14 protein-coding genes are annotated in these 13,240 nt (G+C 62.6%); 6 read left to right on the plus strand and 8 right to left on the minus strand.

Annotated elements, in window-relative coordinates:
- Window positions 1–4 precede the first annotated feature (4 nt).
- The 5 genes from NRB16_RS13275 to NRB16_RS13295 are packed head-to-tail and all read right to left on the minus strand — an operon-like array spanning window position 5 to window position 2,553.
- A complete protein-coding gene (locus NRB16_RS13275; protein ID WP_045486590.1) occupies window positions 5–550 on the minus strand; it encodes a membrane protein in 546 nt (181 codons plus the stop codon).
- Entirely contained in the window at window positions 547–801 is a 255-nt protein-coding gene (locus NRB16_RS13280) for an acyl carrier protein (protein ID WP_045486593.1), read from the minus strand. The genes NRB16_RS13275 and NRB16_RS13280 overlap by 4 nt, the downstream gene beginning before the upstream one ends.
- A gap of 9 nt (window positions 802–810) precedes the next feature.
- Window positions 811–1,071, minus strand: a complete 261-nt coding sequence (locus NRB16_RS13285; RefSeq protein WP_045486595.1) for a phosphopantetheine-binding protein — start codon at window positions 1,069–1,071, stop codon at window positions 811–813.
- Entirely contained in the window at window positions 1,052–1,858 is an 807-nt protein-coding gene (locus NRB16_RS13290) for a 1-acyl-sn-glycerol-3-phosphate acyltransferase (protein ID WP_257106294.1), read from the minus strand. Before NRB16_RS13290 ends, NRB16_RS13285 begins: the two co-directional genes overlap by 20 nt.
- Window positions 1,834–2,553 (minus strand): beta-ketoacyl synthase chain length factor, encoded by a 720-nt coding sequence (locus NRB16_RS13295; protein ID WP_253140284.1) that lies wholly within the window; start codon window positions 2,551–2,553, stop codon window positions 1,834–1,836. Before NRB16_RS13295 ends, NRB16_RS13290 begins: the two co-directional genes overlap by 25 nt.
- 501 nt (window positions 2,554–3,054) lie before the next feature.
- Between NRB16_RS13295 and NRB16_RS13300 the strand changes: the two genes are divergently transcribed.
- Complete coding sequence (locus NRB16_RS13300) at window positions 3,055–3,834, plus strand: ParA family protein (protein WP_257106295.1); 780 nt, start codon at window positions 3,055–3,057, stop codon at window positions 3,832–3,834.
- 14 nt (window positions 3,835–3,848) lie between these two features.
- Here the strand turns inward: NRB16_RS13300 and NRB16_RS13305 are convergent, their stop codons facing one another.
- From NRB16_RS13305 to NRB16_RS13315, 3 genes are all read right to left on the minus strand, one after another.
- Window positions 3,849–4,250: a PAAR domain-containing protein gene (locus tag NRB16_RS13305; protein WP_253140286.1), complete on the minus strand. Its 402-nt coding sequence runs from the start codon at window positions 4,248–4,250 to the stop codon at window positions 3,849–3,851.
- Between the two features lie 328 nt (window positions 4,251–4,578).
- Window positions 4,579–6,042 carry a protein adenylyltransferase SelO gene (selO, locus tag NRB16_RS13310; protein ID WP_257106296.1) on the minus strand — a complete coding sequence of 488 codons (1,464 nt, stop codon included), beginning with the start codon at window positions 6,040–6,042 and terminating at the stop codon, window positions 4,579–4,581.
- 42 nt (window positions 6,043–6,084) lie between these two features.
- Window positions 6,085–6,750, minus strand: a complete 666-nt coding sequence (locus NRB16_RS13315; protein ID WP_084709937.1) for a GntR family transcriptional regulator — start codon at window positions 6,748–6,750, stop codon at window positions 6,085–6,087.
- Window positions 6,751–7,004: 254 nt separating this feature from the next.
- Between NRB16_RS13315 and NRB16_RS13320 the strand changes: the two genes are divergently transcribed.
- The 5 genes from NRB16_RS13320 to NRB16_RS13340 are packed head-to-tail and all read left to right on the plus strand — an operon-like array spanning window position 7,005 to window position 13,168.
- Window positions 7,005–8,237: an NRAMP family divalent metal transporter gene (locus NRB16_RS13320; protein WP_045486615.1), complete on the plus strand. Its 1,233-nt coding sequence runs from the start codon at window positions 7,005–7,007 to the stop codon at window positions 8,235–8,237.
- A 19-nt stretch (window positions 8,238–8,256) separates the two neighbouring features.
- On the plus strand, window positions 8,257–9,030 hold the full coding sequence (locus NRB16_RS13325) for a LamB/YcsF family protein (RefSeq protein WP_045486619.1): 774 nt from the start codon (window positions 8,257–8,259) through the stop codon (window positions 9,028–9,030).
- Window positions 9,027–9,821 (plus strand): putative hydro-lyase, encoded by a 795-nt coding sequence (locus NRB16_RS13330; RefSeq protein WP_257106297.1) that lies wholly within the window; start codon window positions 9,027–9,029, stop codon window positions 9,819–9,821. Before NRB16_RS13325 ends, NRB16_RS13330 begins: the two co-directional genes overlap by 4 nt.
- A 9-nt stretch (window positions 9,822–9,830) precedes the next feature.
- A complete protein-coding gene (locus NRB16_RS13335) occupies window positions 9,831–11,435 on the plus strand; it encodes a 5-oxoprolinase/urea amidolyase family protein (RefSeq protein WP_257106298.1) in 1,605 nt (534 codons plus the stop codon).
- The gene (locus NRB16_RS13340) at window positions 11,432–13,168 is read left to right on the plus strand and encodes a biotin carboxylase N-terminal domain-containing protein (protein ID WP_257106299.1); all 1,737 of its coding nucleotides are present in this window, start codon (window positions 11,432–11,434) and stop codon (window positions 13,166–13,168) included. Before NRB16_RS13335 ends, NRB16_RS13340 begins: the two co-directional genes overlap by 4 nt.
- The last annotated feature ends 72 nt before the right edge of the window (window positions 13,169–13,240 follow it).

Here is a 13,240-nt window from a genome sequence, read left to right on the forward strand (position 1 = left end):
CATTTCAGGCGCCGCCTCTGACTCGGCGACGAACAATCCATTCGCCTGCGAACAGCAGGCCCATCAGTCCGTAAGAAAGCAGTCCGGTCCATAGCGCCCACCAGTGCAACGGTGCCCAAAGGGTCAGGACCGTGGCGGTCAGGCCGTTGAACAGAAAAAAACCGCACCATACCCACGTCACCTGCCGCGTATAGCGAATGGCGACCTCGGGTAAATCCGGGTCGCTCAACCGTGCCAGGCGTTCAACGACCGGCGGTCCCTGAATCAGGCTGGCGCCAAACAGGCAAAGCATGAAGCCGCTGATCAGCACCGGATACCAGCGCAGCAGCACCGGGCTGTCGAGCAGCGCGAGCAACGCACAGAAGCTCAGCGCGACCACGGCCATCGCCAGGCTGGCGGTGCGTCGCTCGCCGGTCAGTACCCTGGCCAGCCACAGGCCACCGAGCAGCAACGCGAACTGCCAGGGCGCGAAGTGCTCTATGCCGAAGTACACGACAAACGGATAGAGCACACCGATCAGCACCAGCAGCAGGCCGATCAGCCGCTTCATGCGGCAGAGTTGACCAGCCGGTACACCGCGTCGACCACGTCATTGACCGTGCGTACCGACTTGAATTCCTCGGCGGCGATCTTTTTCCCGGTCTTGCGTTTGATGTGGTCGATCAGGTCCACGGCATCAATGCTGTCGATTTCCAGGTCCTGATACAGGTTGGCTTCCAGCGTCACGCGCTCGGGCTCGATTTCGAACAGCTCGACCATTGCGCTGCGCAGGGTCTCGAAAATATCGTCACGGGTTTGCATGCTCAGTCCTCAGGCCGATTGTCTGGCGCTGACGAAGGCCGCGAGGCTGTCGACGCTGGTGAAATGCGAGCGGGTGTCCTTGGCTTCGGCGTCGATCTTGATGCCGTAGCGCTTCTGGATGGCCAGACCCAGTTCCAGGGCATCGACTGAGTCCAGGCCCAGGCCTTCGCCGAACAGGGTCTGGTCGTTGCCAATGTCGTGGGTGCTGATGTCTTCAAGGCCCAGGGCGTCGATGATCAGTTGTTTGATGTCACGGTGCAGATCGCTCATCTGAGGCGAGCTCCTTGATGAAATAGTCATGCAGGTAGTCGTTGAGCTTGCGCGACGCCAACGGCGGCGGGCCCATCTCGGTAAAACGCTGCGGATCGATATCGGTCCCCACCCGCAGGCTGAAGTGCACGCGGCGTTGCGGGATGCGGTACCAGGGTTCGGCTTTGGTCAGGGTCGTGGGGCTGACCTTGATGGTGACCGGGGTAATCAGCCGGGCGCCGCGCAAGGCAATGGCGGCGGCGCCCCGGTGAAACGCTGGCGGTTGGCCCGGCGTGGTGCGGGTGCCTTCAGGGAAGATGACCAGCGATTGCCCTGATTGCAGGCTGTTGACCGCCAGATCAAGCATGTCGATGCTGCCGTCGTTGCTGATGTAGCCCGCACGGCGCACCGGCCCACGGGTACAGGGGTTGTCCCAGAGGCCGCGCTTGACCACGCAGTTGGCATCACGCACCAGGCCGATCAGGAATACCACGTCGATCAACGAGGGGTGGTTGGCGATAATCATCTGGCCGGGGCGCCCCAGGTTTTCGGCACCCTGTACGTCGTAGGTCAGCACGCCCATGCGCGCCATGACGCGAATGAAGCGCCAGAACAGCAGACTAATGGTCTGTCTGGCGCGGCGCTGGTGGCTGGCCTTGTCGCCCGGCAGGCAGGCCAGCAACGGGAAAATCAGCACGCGCAGGCACAACCCGCCAATCCCGAACAGGGCGAAGCTGATAGCCGTGGCAGACAGCCGCCACCAGTAGGAGTCGCGGCCTTTGTTCAATGATTGTGTTGCCAGTTCCATAAGCGGTTTTTCCATGGATGGCGACAAGCGGGTTGGTTAGTGTGCAACATGCGCAACAGGTTCAATGCATGGGGCCAGTCAGGTTGCGGCGTACCTTGATCATTGCTGTGCAGGGACAACTGCCAGTCCTGGCCCGGGGTCAGCAGCAAGCCGACCGCGTAGGGAAAAGGCACGTCGTCGACCCACTGGGCATAGGCCTGCGGCGGTTGTTCTTCAGTGACCACCAGCAGCACCGCAGGCGCACCTTCGGCCAGCAGCGTCGCAGCTTCGAAAACGCCGTGCTCAAGGCCGTCGCCCGCCGCAGCCAGGGCGGTCATCTCGCAGGTAGAGCCACGCATGATCGACCACAGGCCGATCACCGCGTTATGCACTGACAGGCTGAACTGGGTAGGTGACAAGGGCTCGCCGGCCGCCAGGTCGCGCAGGATATCGAACGTGCGTGGGGTTTCTCCGTGGCGAGAAACAAACACCAGAGGCAGTTGCTCATGGCCCTCGGCCAGCGGCCAGGCGACGGCAAAGGCCATCCTTGCCATGCGGCCCAGGCGTCGGCGCTGCATGGCAGGCAGGAACGATACGTCCGGGACTTCGTCGTTATCGGGCAGCAGGACCGGCTCGCGGCTCCAGTGTTGCCAGTCTTCGACGCTGGTCAGGCCAGGTGCCCAGGCACGCCATTGTGCGATGTTGAAGGTGATCAAAGGTTTTTTCTTCCCGCCCCTGCGGGCTTACTGCTTACGTCTCGATGATTTCGGGGTACGGCTAAAAGCGTAAGTGAGGCCGTTAGCGCAAGGCCAAAACAGGCAAGAAGCGGTCGGAGTCGCGCTCGACTCTACAGGGTGTAAATGAGCACTCCGCAGCTGTTTTGACGCAGCGCTGACAACGCCGGTCGTTTTTAGACGTGCCCTCCGGGACGACACCGGCCCTGGCGTGGCAACTGACCGAGTGCGCGCATTATCCAGATGGGGGTTCGTCGTAGCAAATTTGTTACACATTATCTGTGTACCCTTTCTCTGTTTCCGACTAACGACAGTGGCAATGGTCTTTGCTGTCATCTGGGCGTCATCTTGTCGTCATATGGTTGTCAGATTCAGTGGGTTCTGGCCCTTCCAACCGCGATTCACGGGGATTGCCTGGACTCATCCACAGTCACGGGCCACACTGGCCTGTTTCCAGTTTTTACCAATCAGGGAGGTCGAAGCATGCGTCGCGTGGTGTTCAATCAGAAGGGGGGCGTGGGTAAATCCAGCATCGCCTGCAACCTGGCTGCGGTGAGCGCCCATCAGGGGTATCGGACGCTTCTGATCGATCTTGATGCTCAGGCGAACTCGACTCATTACCTCACTGGCCTGACCGGCGACGACATTCCCATGGGGATCGCCGAGTTCTTCAAGCAGACCCTGGCTTCCGGACCCTTTGCCCGCAAGAACCAAGTCGATATCTATGAAACGCCCTACGACAATCTGCACGTGGTGACCGCCACCGCCGAACTGGCCGAGCTGCAACCCAAGCTTGAGGCCAAGCACAAGATCAACAAGCTGCGCAAATTGCTGGACAGCCTCGATGGAGACTACGAGCGGATCTACATCGATACCCCGCCGGCGCTGAACTTCTATGCGGTCTCGGCGCTGATCGCAGCTGACAAGGTGCTGATCCCGTTTGACTGCGACAGCTTCTCCCGCCAGGCGCTGTACGGGCTGATCAAGGAACTTGAAGAACTCAAGGAAGACCATAACGAGGATCTGGAGCTTGAGGGGATCATTGTCAACCAGTTCCAGCCGCGGGCCAGCCTGCCGCAGCAGATGCTCGACGAACTGATTGGTGAGGGATTGCCGGTATTGCCGGTGTACCTCAATGCCTCGGTGAAGATGCGCGAGTCGCATCAGGTCGCCCGGCCGCTCGTGCACATGGACCCGCGTCACAAGCTGACCCAGCAGTTTGTCGAACTTCATGACTATCTGGAGAACAATGCCCAGGCTTGAGCGACGGGCCGGCTTCATCGGGCGTTGAGGTTGCGCAGTACCTTATGGGTGAAGGTGCCTTGCTTGATTTCCAGGGTCATCCGTTCGGCATTGGCCCGGGCGGTTTCGGCCATGTCATCGGGAATGGTGATGCTCGCCTCCATATCGGCCCGGTGCTGTTGCTGTGAGGCCTTGAGCCGGTTCTTGCCGGCCCGGCAACCGCAGCGTACCAATTGGCCGTGGGTTGCCACGGCGACCTGCCCGTCGACCCAGGTCGGGTTGCCTTCGGCGATATAACCTACCGCCTTGCACGCCGGACACCACACCGGGTCACCCATGCGTGCGATACGGTATACATCAATGGCTTCGCTGGCCGAAGCGGCCAGCACGAAACCGCCGCTGGTGGTGAGATCACCTTCCCTGACTACAAATGGCATGGCACTGCTTCCTTACGCTGGGAGTGGGAAGCAGATGCTAGGGGGAAATCACCTGCGGCGGAGCGTGGCCAAGCGTTTAGAGACGGTTCCTACAGGAAAATCAGCAAAAGCGCTTGGCGCTCTTCTCGCAGGCTTTAGCCGCGAAGGCTTCCCGGCTAAAGCCAATACTGTCCAGATAAGCACTGCGGACCCAGTGGGAGCGAGCTCTGCTCGCGAAGACTGCGGCGCGTTCGCAGCAGATGCCATGACTTTCCTGGCCCTTTCGCGACCAAGGTCGCTCCCACAGAGAGCTGTGGTGCTTAACAGAACAGTATTGCGGCTAACGCCGCTATGAAGAACAGCTGATCTCCAGATGCTTGCCCCAATCCGGTGGTCGCTTGGCATATTCGGCCATGCCGGGCTGTTCATTGAACGGGTCGCTCAACACCCGGTGTAAACGCCGCACTTCTTCGTAGTCGCCTTGCTCGGCGGCGCTGATCGCATTTTGCGCCAGGTAATTGCGCAACACGTACAGCGGGTTGACCGCGTGCATGCGTTCGCGGCGTTGTGCCTGGCTGGCGTCGTCCTGGCGGGCGATACGGGCCAGCAGGCGTTCGCCCCAGGCATCGAAACCCTTGAGGTCAATGAAGTCATCGCGCAGGGTACGCAGCGCGTCAGCGGCTGGCGCGTCGCCCAGGCGGCGGAAAAACAGGTGGTAGTCGACGCCGCCGGTTTGCATCAGTTGCAGCAGTTGGGCAATCAGTTCGGCGTCGTCGTCCTCGGCGCTGGTCAGGCCCAGGCGGCGGCGCATCAGGTCCAGGTAGTGCGCCTGGTACAACGGCAGGAACAGGCCGATGGTCTCGCGCAGCGCTTCAACACTGATGAACGGCGTCAGCGCCTGGGCCAGCGCACTGAGGTTCCACTGGGCGATGGGCACCTGGTTGCTGAAGGAGTAGCGGCCTTCGTGGTCGGAATGGTTGCAGATGAAATTCTGGTCGAAGTCATCGAGAAAGGCGTATGGCCCGAAGTCGAAGGTGATGCCCAGGATTGACATGTTGTCGGTGTTCATCACCCCATGACAGAAGCCGTAGGCCTGCCACTTGGCGATCAGTTCGGCATTGCGCTCGACGATTTCGCAGAACATCGCCAGCCAGGGCTCGGGTTGGTGCAGGCAATGCGGGTAATGCTGGGCCAGCACGTATTCGCCGAGCTCTTTGAGCTGTTCAGGCTGCTTGGTGTAGTACAGGTATTCGAAGCTGCCAAAGCGCACATGGCTTTGCGCCAGGCGCAGGACCATGGCGGCGCTTTCCTTGCGTTCGCGCCATACCGGGGTGCTGGAGCCAATCACGCAGGCGGCACGGCTGCTGGGGATGCCCAGAGCGTGCAGTGCTTCGCTGGCCAGAAACTCGCGGATCGATGAGCGCAGCACCGCGCGGCCATCGCCCATCCGCGAGAACGGTGTCTGCCCGGCGCCCTTGAGGTGCAGGTCCCAATGCTCTCCAGCGTCATTACGCACTTCCCCCAGCAGCAGGCCGCGGCCATCGCCCAGGCGTGGGGTGTAACCGCCGAACTGATGCCCGGAGTAGACCATCGCCCGCGGGTCGGCCTCAGCCCATAGTTTGTGGCCGCTGAACACCTCGCAAAACAGCGGCGTCTGGGCCTGGGCCGGGTCGAGGTCCAGCAGTGCCAGGGCCGCGTCGCTGGCGACTACCAGGCGCGGTTCATCAATCGGCTCGGGTAACACCGAAGTGGAAAACGCATCGCCCAGGCGGGCGAAGCGGTTGTCGAAGTCGAGTTCGTCGAGGGCTTTCACAGGCTGTCGCCTCCAGCGAAGGGTGGGGGAGTCAGCGCTACCCTAGCGGGTCATGCTGCGCTCGTAGGCTGCCAGTACGGTGCGTTCAGACTGCACCAGATAGGCTTCGAGCATCCGCGTGGCTTCTTCGGCCTGGCCTGCTTCGAGACGTTCGAGAATCGCGGCATTCATATCGACATACGGGAAGTGCAGAAATTCGGGGTTTTTCAACAGGCCGAAAGCCAGCCGCAGCTCGGCTGAAATCTGCCCGTAGAAGGTCACCAGACGCGGGCTGTCGGCCATTTCGACGATGGCCCGGTGAAACATCATGTTGGCCGTACCGACCGCCGTCCAGTCCTTGGCCTCACGGGCGCGCATGCCGGCTTCGACCGCCTCGCGCATGTGCCGGGCACCGGGGTGCTGTGGGTAACCCTGGGCGATGGCCTTGCATTCAATGAAACGACGCACCCGGTAGATGTCGATGATCGAGGCCATGTCGGGCACCGCGACGGTCACGCCACGATTGGGCTCGTGCTTGAGCAGGCCCTCTTGAGTCAGCACCCGGAACGCTTCGCGCAGGGTGTTGCGCGAAATCTGCAGGCTCTCGGCCAGCGCGGCTTCCGACAGGCGCTGGCCGGGGACCAGTTCGCCTTCGACCAGCATTCTGCGCATTTCCTGGGTGATGGATTCTCCAAGCGTCCGTGGCTGTGGAGGTGAGGCGTGGTTCATAAGGGATCCAGAATAGAAAAAGCTGCGCTGATATTCCCTGAGAGCTCAGGCACTGGCAAGGAGCAAGGCCACAACGTGCTTCATTAAGTAGCATTGCTGAGTTGAAGGGTAACAATCTGGTGCACTTGATATGGCTATCCGCTAAGGATTGTTCAACAAAGAATCGCGTCTATATCTACATTGTTGGCCGTTTGTCTGATCATTGGCATGCTCATTGCTCAGGGAAAAACAACTCCCACCGTAGGAATGCTGCCGTGACACAGACCGCTAGTGAGTTTTCCAAAGCGCGCCGCTCATCACTGATCGCCGCGATGTTCATGATGGCAACCTCTGCCATCGGCCCGGGTTTCCTGACCCAGACCGCCACCTTCACCGCGACCCTCGGAGCCGCATTCGCGTTTGGCATCCTGGCCTCGATCCTCATCGACTTCGTGGTCCAACTGAACGTCTGGCGGATCGTTACCCTGACCCGCATGCGCGCTTCTGACCTGGCCAACGCTGCGATTCCCGGCAGTGGCTATGTGCTGGCGGTGCTGGTGATTTTCGGCGGGCTGGTGTTCAGCCTGGGCAACATGGCCGGTGCCGGCCTGGGCCTGAACGCCATGACCGGCATTGACCCCATCTGGGGTGGTGCGGGCAGTGCGCTGCTGGCCATTGCGATCTTCTCGTCGCATCGCGCCGGGGTGGCGATGGACCGGATCATGATCGTGCTGGGCGTGCTGAAGATTTCCCTGATCCTGTTTGCGGCATTCGCTTCCCATCCGCCGCTGGGTGAGGCTTTGCGCCAGTCGGTATGGCCTGACTTCATCGACTTTGCCTCAATCACCACCATTGTGGGCGGCACTGTGGGTGGCTACATCACCTATGCCGGTGCGCACCGTCTGCTCGACCGTGGCACCGTGGGTGTGGAAAACATCGACGCGGTCTCCAAGGCTGCGCTGAGCGGCATCCTGGTGACCGGTATTGCCCGCTACGTGCTGTTCCTGGCGATTCTGGGTGTCGTGGCCAGTGGCGTGGTCATCGACGTGTCCGGCAAGGGCGCCAACCCGGCAGGCCAGGCCTTCGGTGCCGCCGCCGGCCAGGTCGGCATGATGATGTTCGGTCTGGTGCTGTGGGCTGCCGGTATCAGCAGCATGATCGGTGCCTCTTACACCTCGATGTCGTTCATCACCGTATTTTCCAAGAAGATCACCGAGCGGGCCCGTAACCTGGCCACCGTCGGTTTCATCATCATCGCCCTGATCGCCTACATGATCCTGGGCAAGCCGCCAGCCGCGCTGCTGGTGTTCGCCGGTGGTTTCAACGGTCTGATCCTGCCGCTGGGCCTGAGTATCTTCATGTATGTCGGCTGGCGCCGTTCCGACCTCATGGGTGGCTACCACTACCCACGCTGGTTGCTGGTGCTGGGTGTGCTGACCTGCCTGCTGTCGTGGTTCATGGCCTTCAAGTCGGCCCGGGCGATCTTTGCCTTCATCGGCGCGGCCTGATTCAAGCGGAGAACAGAAAATGCGAGCGATCGATCTCAACAGTGACCTGGGTGAAAGCTTCGGCGCCTGGAGCATGGGCGACGATGCTGCGATCCTTGAAGTGGTCAGCAGCGCCAACGTCGCCTGTGGTTTTCATGCCGGTGACCCGGCCGGCATTCTGCGGACCCTCAAGGCTGCGGCTGACAAGGGGGTGGCCATCGGTGCCCATGTGGCCTATCCCGACCTGGTCGGTTTCGGCCGGCGCAACATGGATGTGCCCTCGACCGAGCTGACCGCCGATGTGATCTACCAGATCGGCGCGCTGCAAGGGTTGGCGCGCAGTGTTGGCGCACAGGTGAGCTACGTGAAACCTCATGGCGCGCTGTACAACACCATTGCTCATGACCGGCGCCAGGCGTCGGCAGTCATCGATGCGCTGGTACGCCTCGATCCGGCGCTCAAGCTGGTGTGCCTGGCCAACTCGCCGCTGCTCGACTGGGCGCAGCAAGCAGGTCTGGCATGCGTGTCCGAGGCCTTTGCCGACCGCGCCTACACCGCCGAGGGTACGCTGGTGTCACGCGCCAAGCCTGGTGCCGTGCTGCATGATGCCGAACTGATCGCCCAGCGCATGCTGCGCCTGGTCAACGAAGGTGTCATCGAGGCCGAGGATGGCAGCACCATCGCCCTCCAGGCCGATTCGATCTGTGTTCACGGTGACAGTCACGATGCGCTGACCATCGCCCGTACACTCAAAGACTGCCTGCAGCATGCGGGCGTGACCATTCGTGCATTCAGCCAAGGCCAATCATCATGAACGCATTGCAACAAGCCCGTCAGTCTGCCGTCGCCGCCCGTGCCCGCTACCGTGGCGGAGAGATTGCACCCACCGCAGGCCAGGCGCCGGGCCTGACCCAGGCCAACATGATCTCGCTGCCGCGTGAATGGGCTTATGATTTTCTGCTGTTCGCCCAACGCAACCCGCAGGCCTGCCCGATCCTCGACGTGACTGAGCCGGGCAGCTACAGCACCGTGCTGGCCGAGCAGGCTGACCTGCGTACCGACCTGCCGCTGTACCGGGTCTGGCGCGATGGCCGCCTGGCTCAGGAGTTGCCCGATGCCACCGAGTTGTGGGCACAGCACACCGACCTGGTGAGCTTCCTGATCGGTTGCAGTTTTACCTTCGAGACCGACCTGCTCGAAGCCGGTATCGACGTACGCCACATCAGCGAAGGCTGCAACGTGCCGATGTATCGTACCAACCGCCAGTGTCGGCCAGCCGGTCGCCTGCAAGGCGAAATGGTCGTGTCGATGCGTCCTGTCCCGGCCAGCCGGGTGGCGGAAGCGGCGAAGATCACCGCTCGCTACCCAGCAGTACACGGCGCGCCGGTGCATGTGGGCGAGCCGGCCCTGCTGGGTATCGAAGACGTTTCACAACCTGATTTCGGCGATGCGGTGTCGATCCGGCCCGGTGAGATCCCGGTATTCTGGGCCTGTGGTGTGACGCCGCAAGCCGTGGTCATGGCATCTCGCGTACCCTTTGCCATTACCCACGCGCCAGGCCATATGTTTATCACCGATGTGCCTGACAGCCATTACCACGTATAGGAGAGGCTCATGCGTTTCTATCCGGTCAACCTGGATGCGATCCTGGTTGAATTGGCAAACCTGGACGAGACCCTTGCCCTGTTCGATTCGCTGCAGCAGCAGCCGATCGCAGGGGTAACGGAAATCGTCCCGGCTGCCCGGACCCTGCTGGTGCAATTTCGTCCCGGCAGCATCCGCCGCGAGGTACTGGCCGCGCAGATCGCCTCGCGCGATATTCACGGCCCGGCGCGCCAGGCCGGGCGGCTGGTCGAGATCCCGGTGCATTACAACGGTGAAGACCTGGCCGATGTCGCTGCAGAACTGGGGATCAGTGTCGAAGAAGTCATCCAGCGCCATACCGGCAACGATTACAACGTGGCCTTCTGCGGGTTTGCGCCAGGGTTTGCCTACCTGAGCGGTGGCGCGGGTTTTGTGGTGCCGCGCCGCAGCACGCCGCGTACCCGCATTCCGGCCGGTGCCGTGGCGCTGGCCGGCGGCTTCAGCGGTATCTACCCGCAAGCCAGCCCGGGCGGCTGGCAGATCATCGGCGTTACCGGCCTGAAAATGTGGGACCTGCAGCGCGATGAACCGTCGCTGCTCAAACCGGGTTACCGGGTGCGTTTCTGCGACGCTGGTCCCTTGCCGCCGGAACGTGTGTCGGTCGCTGTGGCCGAGCGTCAGCCTGCGGCGGCGGTCAGTGGCGATTGCCTGGAAATTGTTACGCCGGGTCTGCAGACCCTGCTGCAGGATCTTGGCCGACCCGGCCGGGCCGGCGAGGGTGTTTCCGCCTCCGGCGCCATGGATCGCGGTGCGCTGCGCGCGGCCAACCGTGCGGTCGGCAACGAGCCATCCACGGCTTGCCTGGAAATCCTCATGGGCGGCCTGAACTTCACCTGCCATGGCCAGGCGTTGGTTGCGATAACCGGGGCCGAGGTCGAGGTCGAGCTGCGCAGCGCCGACGGCCAGTTGTTGCGCCCGGCGCTCTACAAGCCCTTTGCCTTGCAGGACGGCGATCAGGTCAGCATCGGCTCGCCCAGTGCCGGCTTGCGCAACTACCTGGCCATCCGGGGCGGCTTCAGCGTGACACTGGTACTTGGCAGCCTGTCTACCGATACCCTGGCGCATGTCGGGCCGGCAGCGCTGGCGGCTGGCGATCGGCTGGGCTTCGAGCGCACGCCGGGTGGTCTGGCGGTGTCGCTGGACGAGCAACCGGCCTTCGCCATGCCGCGCCGTGACCAGCTCATCACCCTGGATGTGGTCATGGGGCCACGCAGCGACTGGTTCACCCCGGCCGCGCTGGAACTGCTGGCCGAACAAACCTGGCAGGTCACGCCGCAGTCGAACCGCATCGGCATTCGCCTGGCCGGCGAGCAGACCCTGGAACGGGCGGTGGGCGGCGAGCTGCCCAGTGAGGGCACCACAGTCGGCGCCATTCAGGTCCCGCCCAGTGGCCAGCCGGTGTTGTTTCTCGCTGACCATCCGCTGACCGGCGGCTACCCGGTGATCGGCGCGGTCGCCACCTACCACCTGGACCTGGCTGGCCAGATCCCGGTCAATGCCCGTATTCGCTTCAACCCGCTGGGCGCTTTCGAACACGTGCTTCCTGCTACTTCAGACGAGACCCGGAACAAATGAAAAAGGTCCTGATTGCCAACCGTGGCGAAATCGCCGTCCGCATTGCCCGTGCCTGCCGTGATTACGGTGTCGCTTCGGTGGCGGTGTACGCCGACGCCGATATTGATGCCTTGCATGTGCGCCTGGCCGATGAGGCTTATGCCCTGGAAGGTGAACGCTCCACCGACACCTACCTGTGCATCGACAAGCTGCTGGCGATTGCCGCCCGCGCCGGTGCCGATGCCGTTCACCCGGGCTATGGCTTCCTGTCGGAACGGGCGGACTTCGCTCGCGCCGTGATCGACGCTGGCCTGACCTGGATCGGCCCGGACCCTGCGACCATCGACGCGTTGGGCGACAAAGTCGAGGCCCGCCGGATTGCCCTGAGAGTCGGCGCGCCACTGGTGGCCGGTACCGAGAACCCGGTGGCTGACGCCAGTGAGGTGGTCGCCTTCGCCGAGCAGCACGGTCTGCCGATCGCCATCAAGGCGGCGTTCGGCGGCGGTGGTCGTGGTCTGAAAGTCGCTTGGCAGCTTGAAGAGGTGCGTGAACTGTACGAGTCGGCGGTGCGTGAAGCCACGGCGGCGTTCGGTCGCGGTGAGTGCTTCGTCGAGCGTTTCCTGGATCGTCCGCGGCACATCGAGGCGCAGATCATTGCTGACCGGCATGGCCGTGTGGTGGTGGTCGGCACCCGCGATTGCTCGCTGCAGCGGCGCAACCAGAAACTGATCGAAGAAGCGCCGGCGCCTTATCTGGATGCCGGGCTGCGTCAGCGCATTCACGATTCGGCGCAGCGCATTTGTGCCGAGGCCGGCTATGTCGGTGCTGGCACCGTGGAGTTTCTGCTCAGCGCCGACGGCACCCTGTCGTTCCTGGAGGTCAACACTCGCTTGCAGGTGGAGCATCCGGTTACGGAAGAAACCAGCGGTATCGATCTGGTCATCGAGCAGTTGCGGGTTGCCGATGGCCTGCCGCTGTCGTTCGAAGGCACGCCAACGCCGCGCGGGCACAGCTTCGAGTTTCGGATCAACGCCGAGGACGCCGGTAACGGTTTCCTGCCGACGCCGGGCGCCATCGAGCGCTTCCAGGCGCCATCGGGGCCGGGGGTACGTCTCGACACGGGGGTTGGCGAAGGCTCGCGGGTGTCGCCGAATTTCGACTCGATGATTGCCAAGCTGATCGTTACCGGTGCGACCCGTGAACAAGCCATCCAGCGCGCCCGGCGTGCCCTGGCCGAGTTCAAGGTGGAGGGTGTGGCCACTGTGCTGCCGTTCCATCAGGCGGTCATGGATCACCATGACTTCACGGCGCCGCAGACCTTTGCGGTGCATACCCGCTGGATTGAAACAGACTTCGCCAGCCAGATCAGCATCGCCCCGCGGCCGGCGGCTGGCGCCGATGCAGGGGTGGTGCGCACCTTCATCGAAATCGACGGCAAGCGCCATGATCTGGGCTTGCCCGCCGCGCTGTTGCGCGGGGTGAGCGTCAATGCGGCGGGCAGTGCCAGCCAGGATGAGGTCGTTCAGCAAGCCGTTGATCCACGTGCGGTACTCGCGCCGGTTGCAGGTAACCTGCATGCCTGGGTGGTCGAGAACGGCACTGCCGTCGAAGCCGGGCAGGTCATCGCGGTCATGGAAGCGATGAAAATGGAAACTTCAGTCTTGGCACCCTGTGCCGGCGTACTTGAGGTGAGTGAACAACCGGGTCGTGATATCGATGCCAAGTCGGTGATCGGGCGCATCGCAATGAACTAGCCGGTAAATGGCTGGTGTAGGAGCTGGGTTAACGCGCATGGCCTCAGGCCCGGGCCCCACCCCCCCAAGTGG

The organism is Pseudomonas sp. LJDD11 (genome assembly GCF_024584215.1).
Lineage (GTDB): Bacteria > Pseudomonadota > Gammaproteobacteria > Pseudomonadales > Pseudomonadaceae > Aquipseudomonas.

Excerpts from the sequence above, each read along its gene's own strand:
- NRB16_RS13280 (WP_045486593.1), bottom strand. The coding sequence starts at position 801 with ATGCAAACCCGTGACGATATTTTCGAGACCCTGCGCAGCGCAATGGTC.
- NRB16_RS13340 (WP_257106299.1), top strand. The coding sequence starts at position 11,432 with ATGAAAAAGGTCCTGATTGCCAACCGTGGCGAAATCGCCGTCCGCATT.
- NRB16_RS13315 (WP_084709937.1), bottom strand. The coding sequence starts at position 6,750 with ATGAACCACGCCTCACCTCCACAGCCACGGACGCTTGGAGAATCCATC.
- NRB16_RS13285 (WP_045486595.1), bottom strand. The coding sequence starts at position 1,071 with ATGAGCGATCTGCACCGTGACATCAAACAACTGATCATCGACGCCCTG.
- NRB16_RS13290 (WP_257106294.1), bottom strand. The coding sequence starts at position 1,858 with ATGGAACTGGCAACACAATCATTGAACAAAGGCCGCGACTCCTACTGG.
- NRB16_RS13330 (WP_257106297.1), top strand. The coding sequence starts at position 9,027 with ATGAACGCATTGCAACAAGCCCGTCAGTCTGCCGTCGCCGCCCGTGCC.
- NRB16_RS13325 (WP_045486619.1), top strand. The coding sequence starts at position 8,257 with ATGCGAGCGATCGATCTCAACAGTGACCTGGGTGAAAGCTTCGGCGCC.
- NRB16_RS13305 (WP_253140286.1), bottom strand. The coding sequence starts at position 4,250 with ATGCCATTTGTAGTCAGGGAAGGTGATCTCACCACCAGCGGCGGTTTC.
- NRB16_RS13275 (WP_045486590.1), bottom strand. The coding sequence starts at position 550 with ATGAAGCGGCTGATCGGCCTGCTGCTGGTGCTGATCGGTGTGCTCTAT.
- NRB16_RS13335 (WP_257106298.1), top strand. The coding sequence starts at position 9,831 with ATGCGTTTCTATCCGGTCAACCTGGATGCGATCCTGGTTGAATTGGCA.
- NRB16_RS13300 (WP_257106295.1), top strand. The coding sequence starts at position 3,055 with ATGCGTCGCGTGGTGTTCAATCAGAAGGGGGGCGTGGGTAAATCCAGC.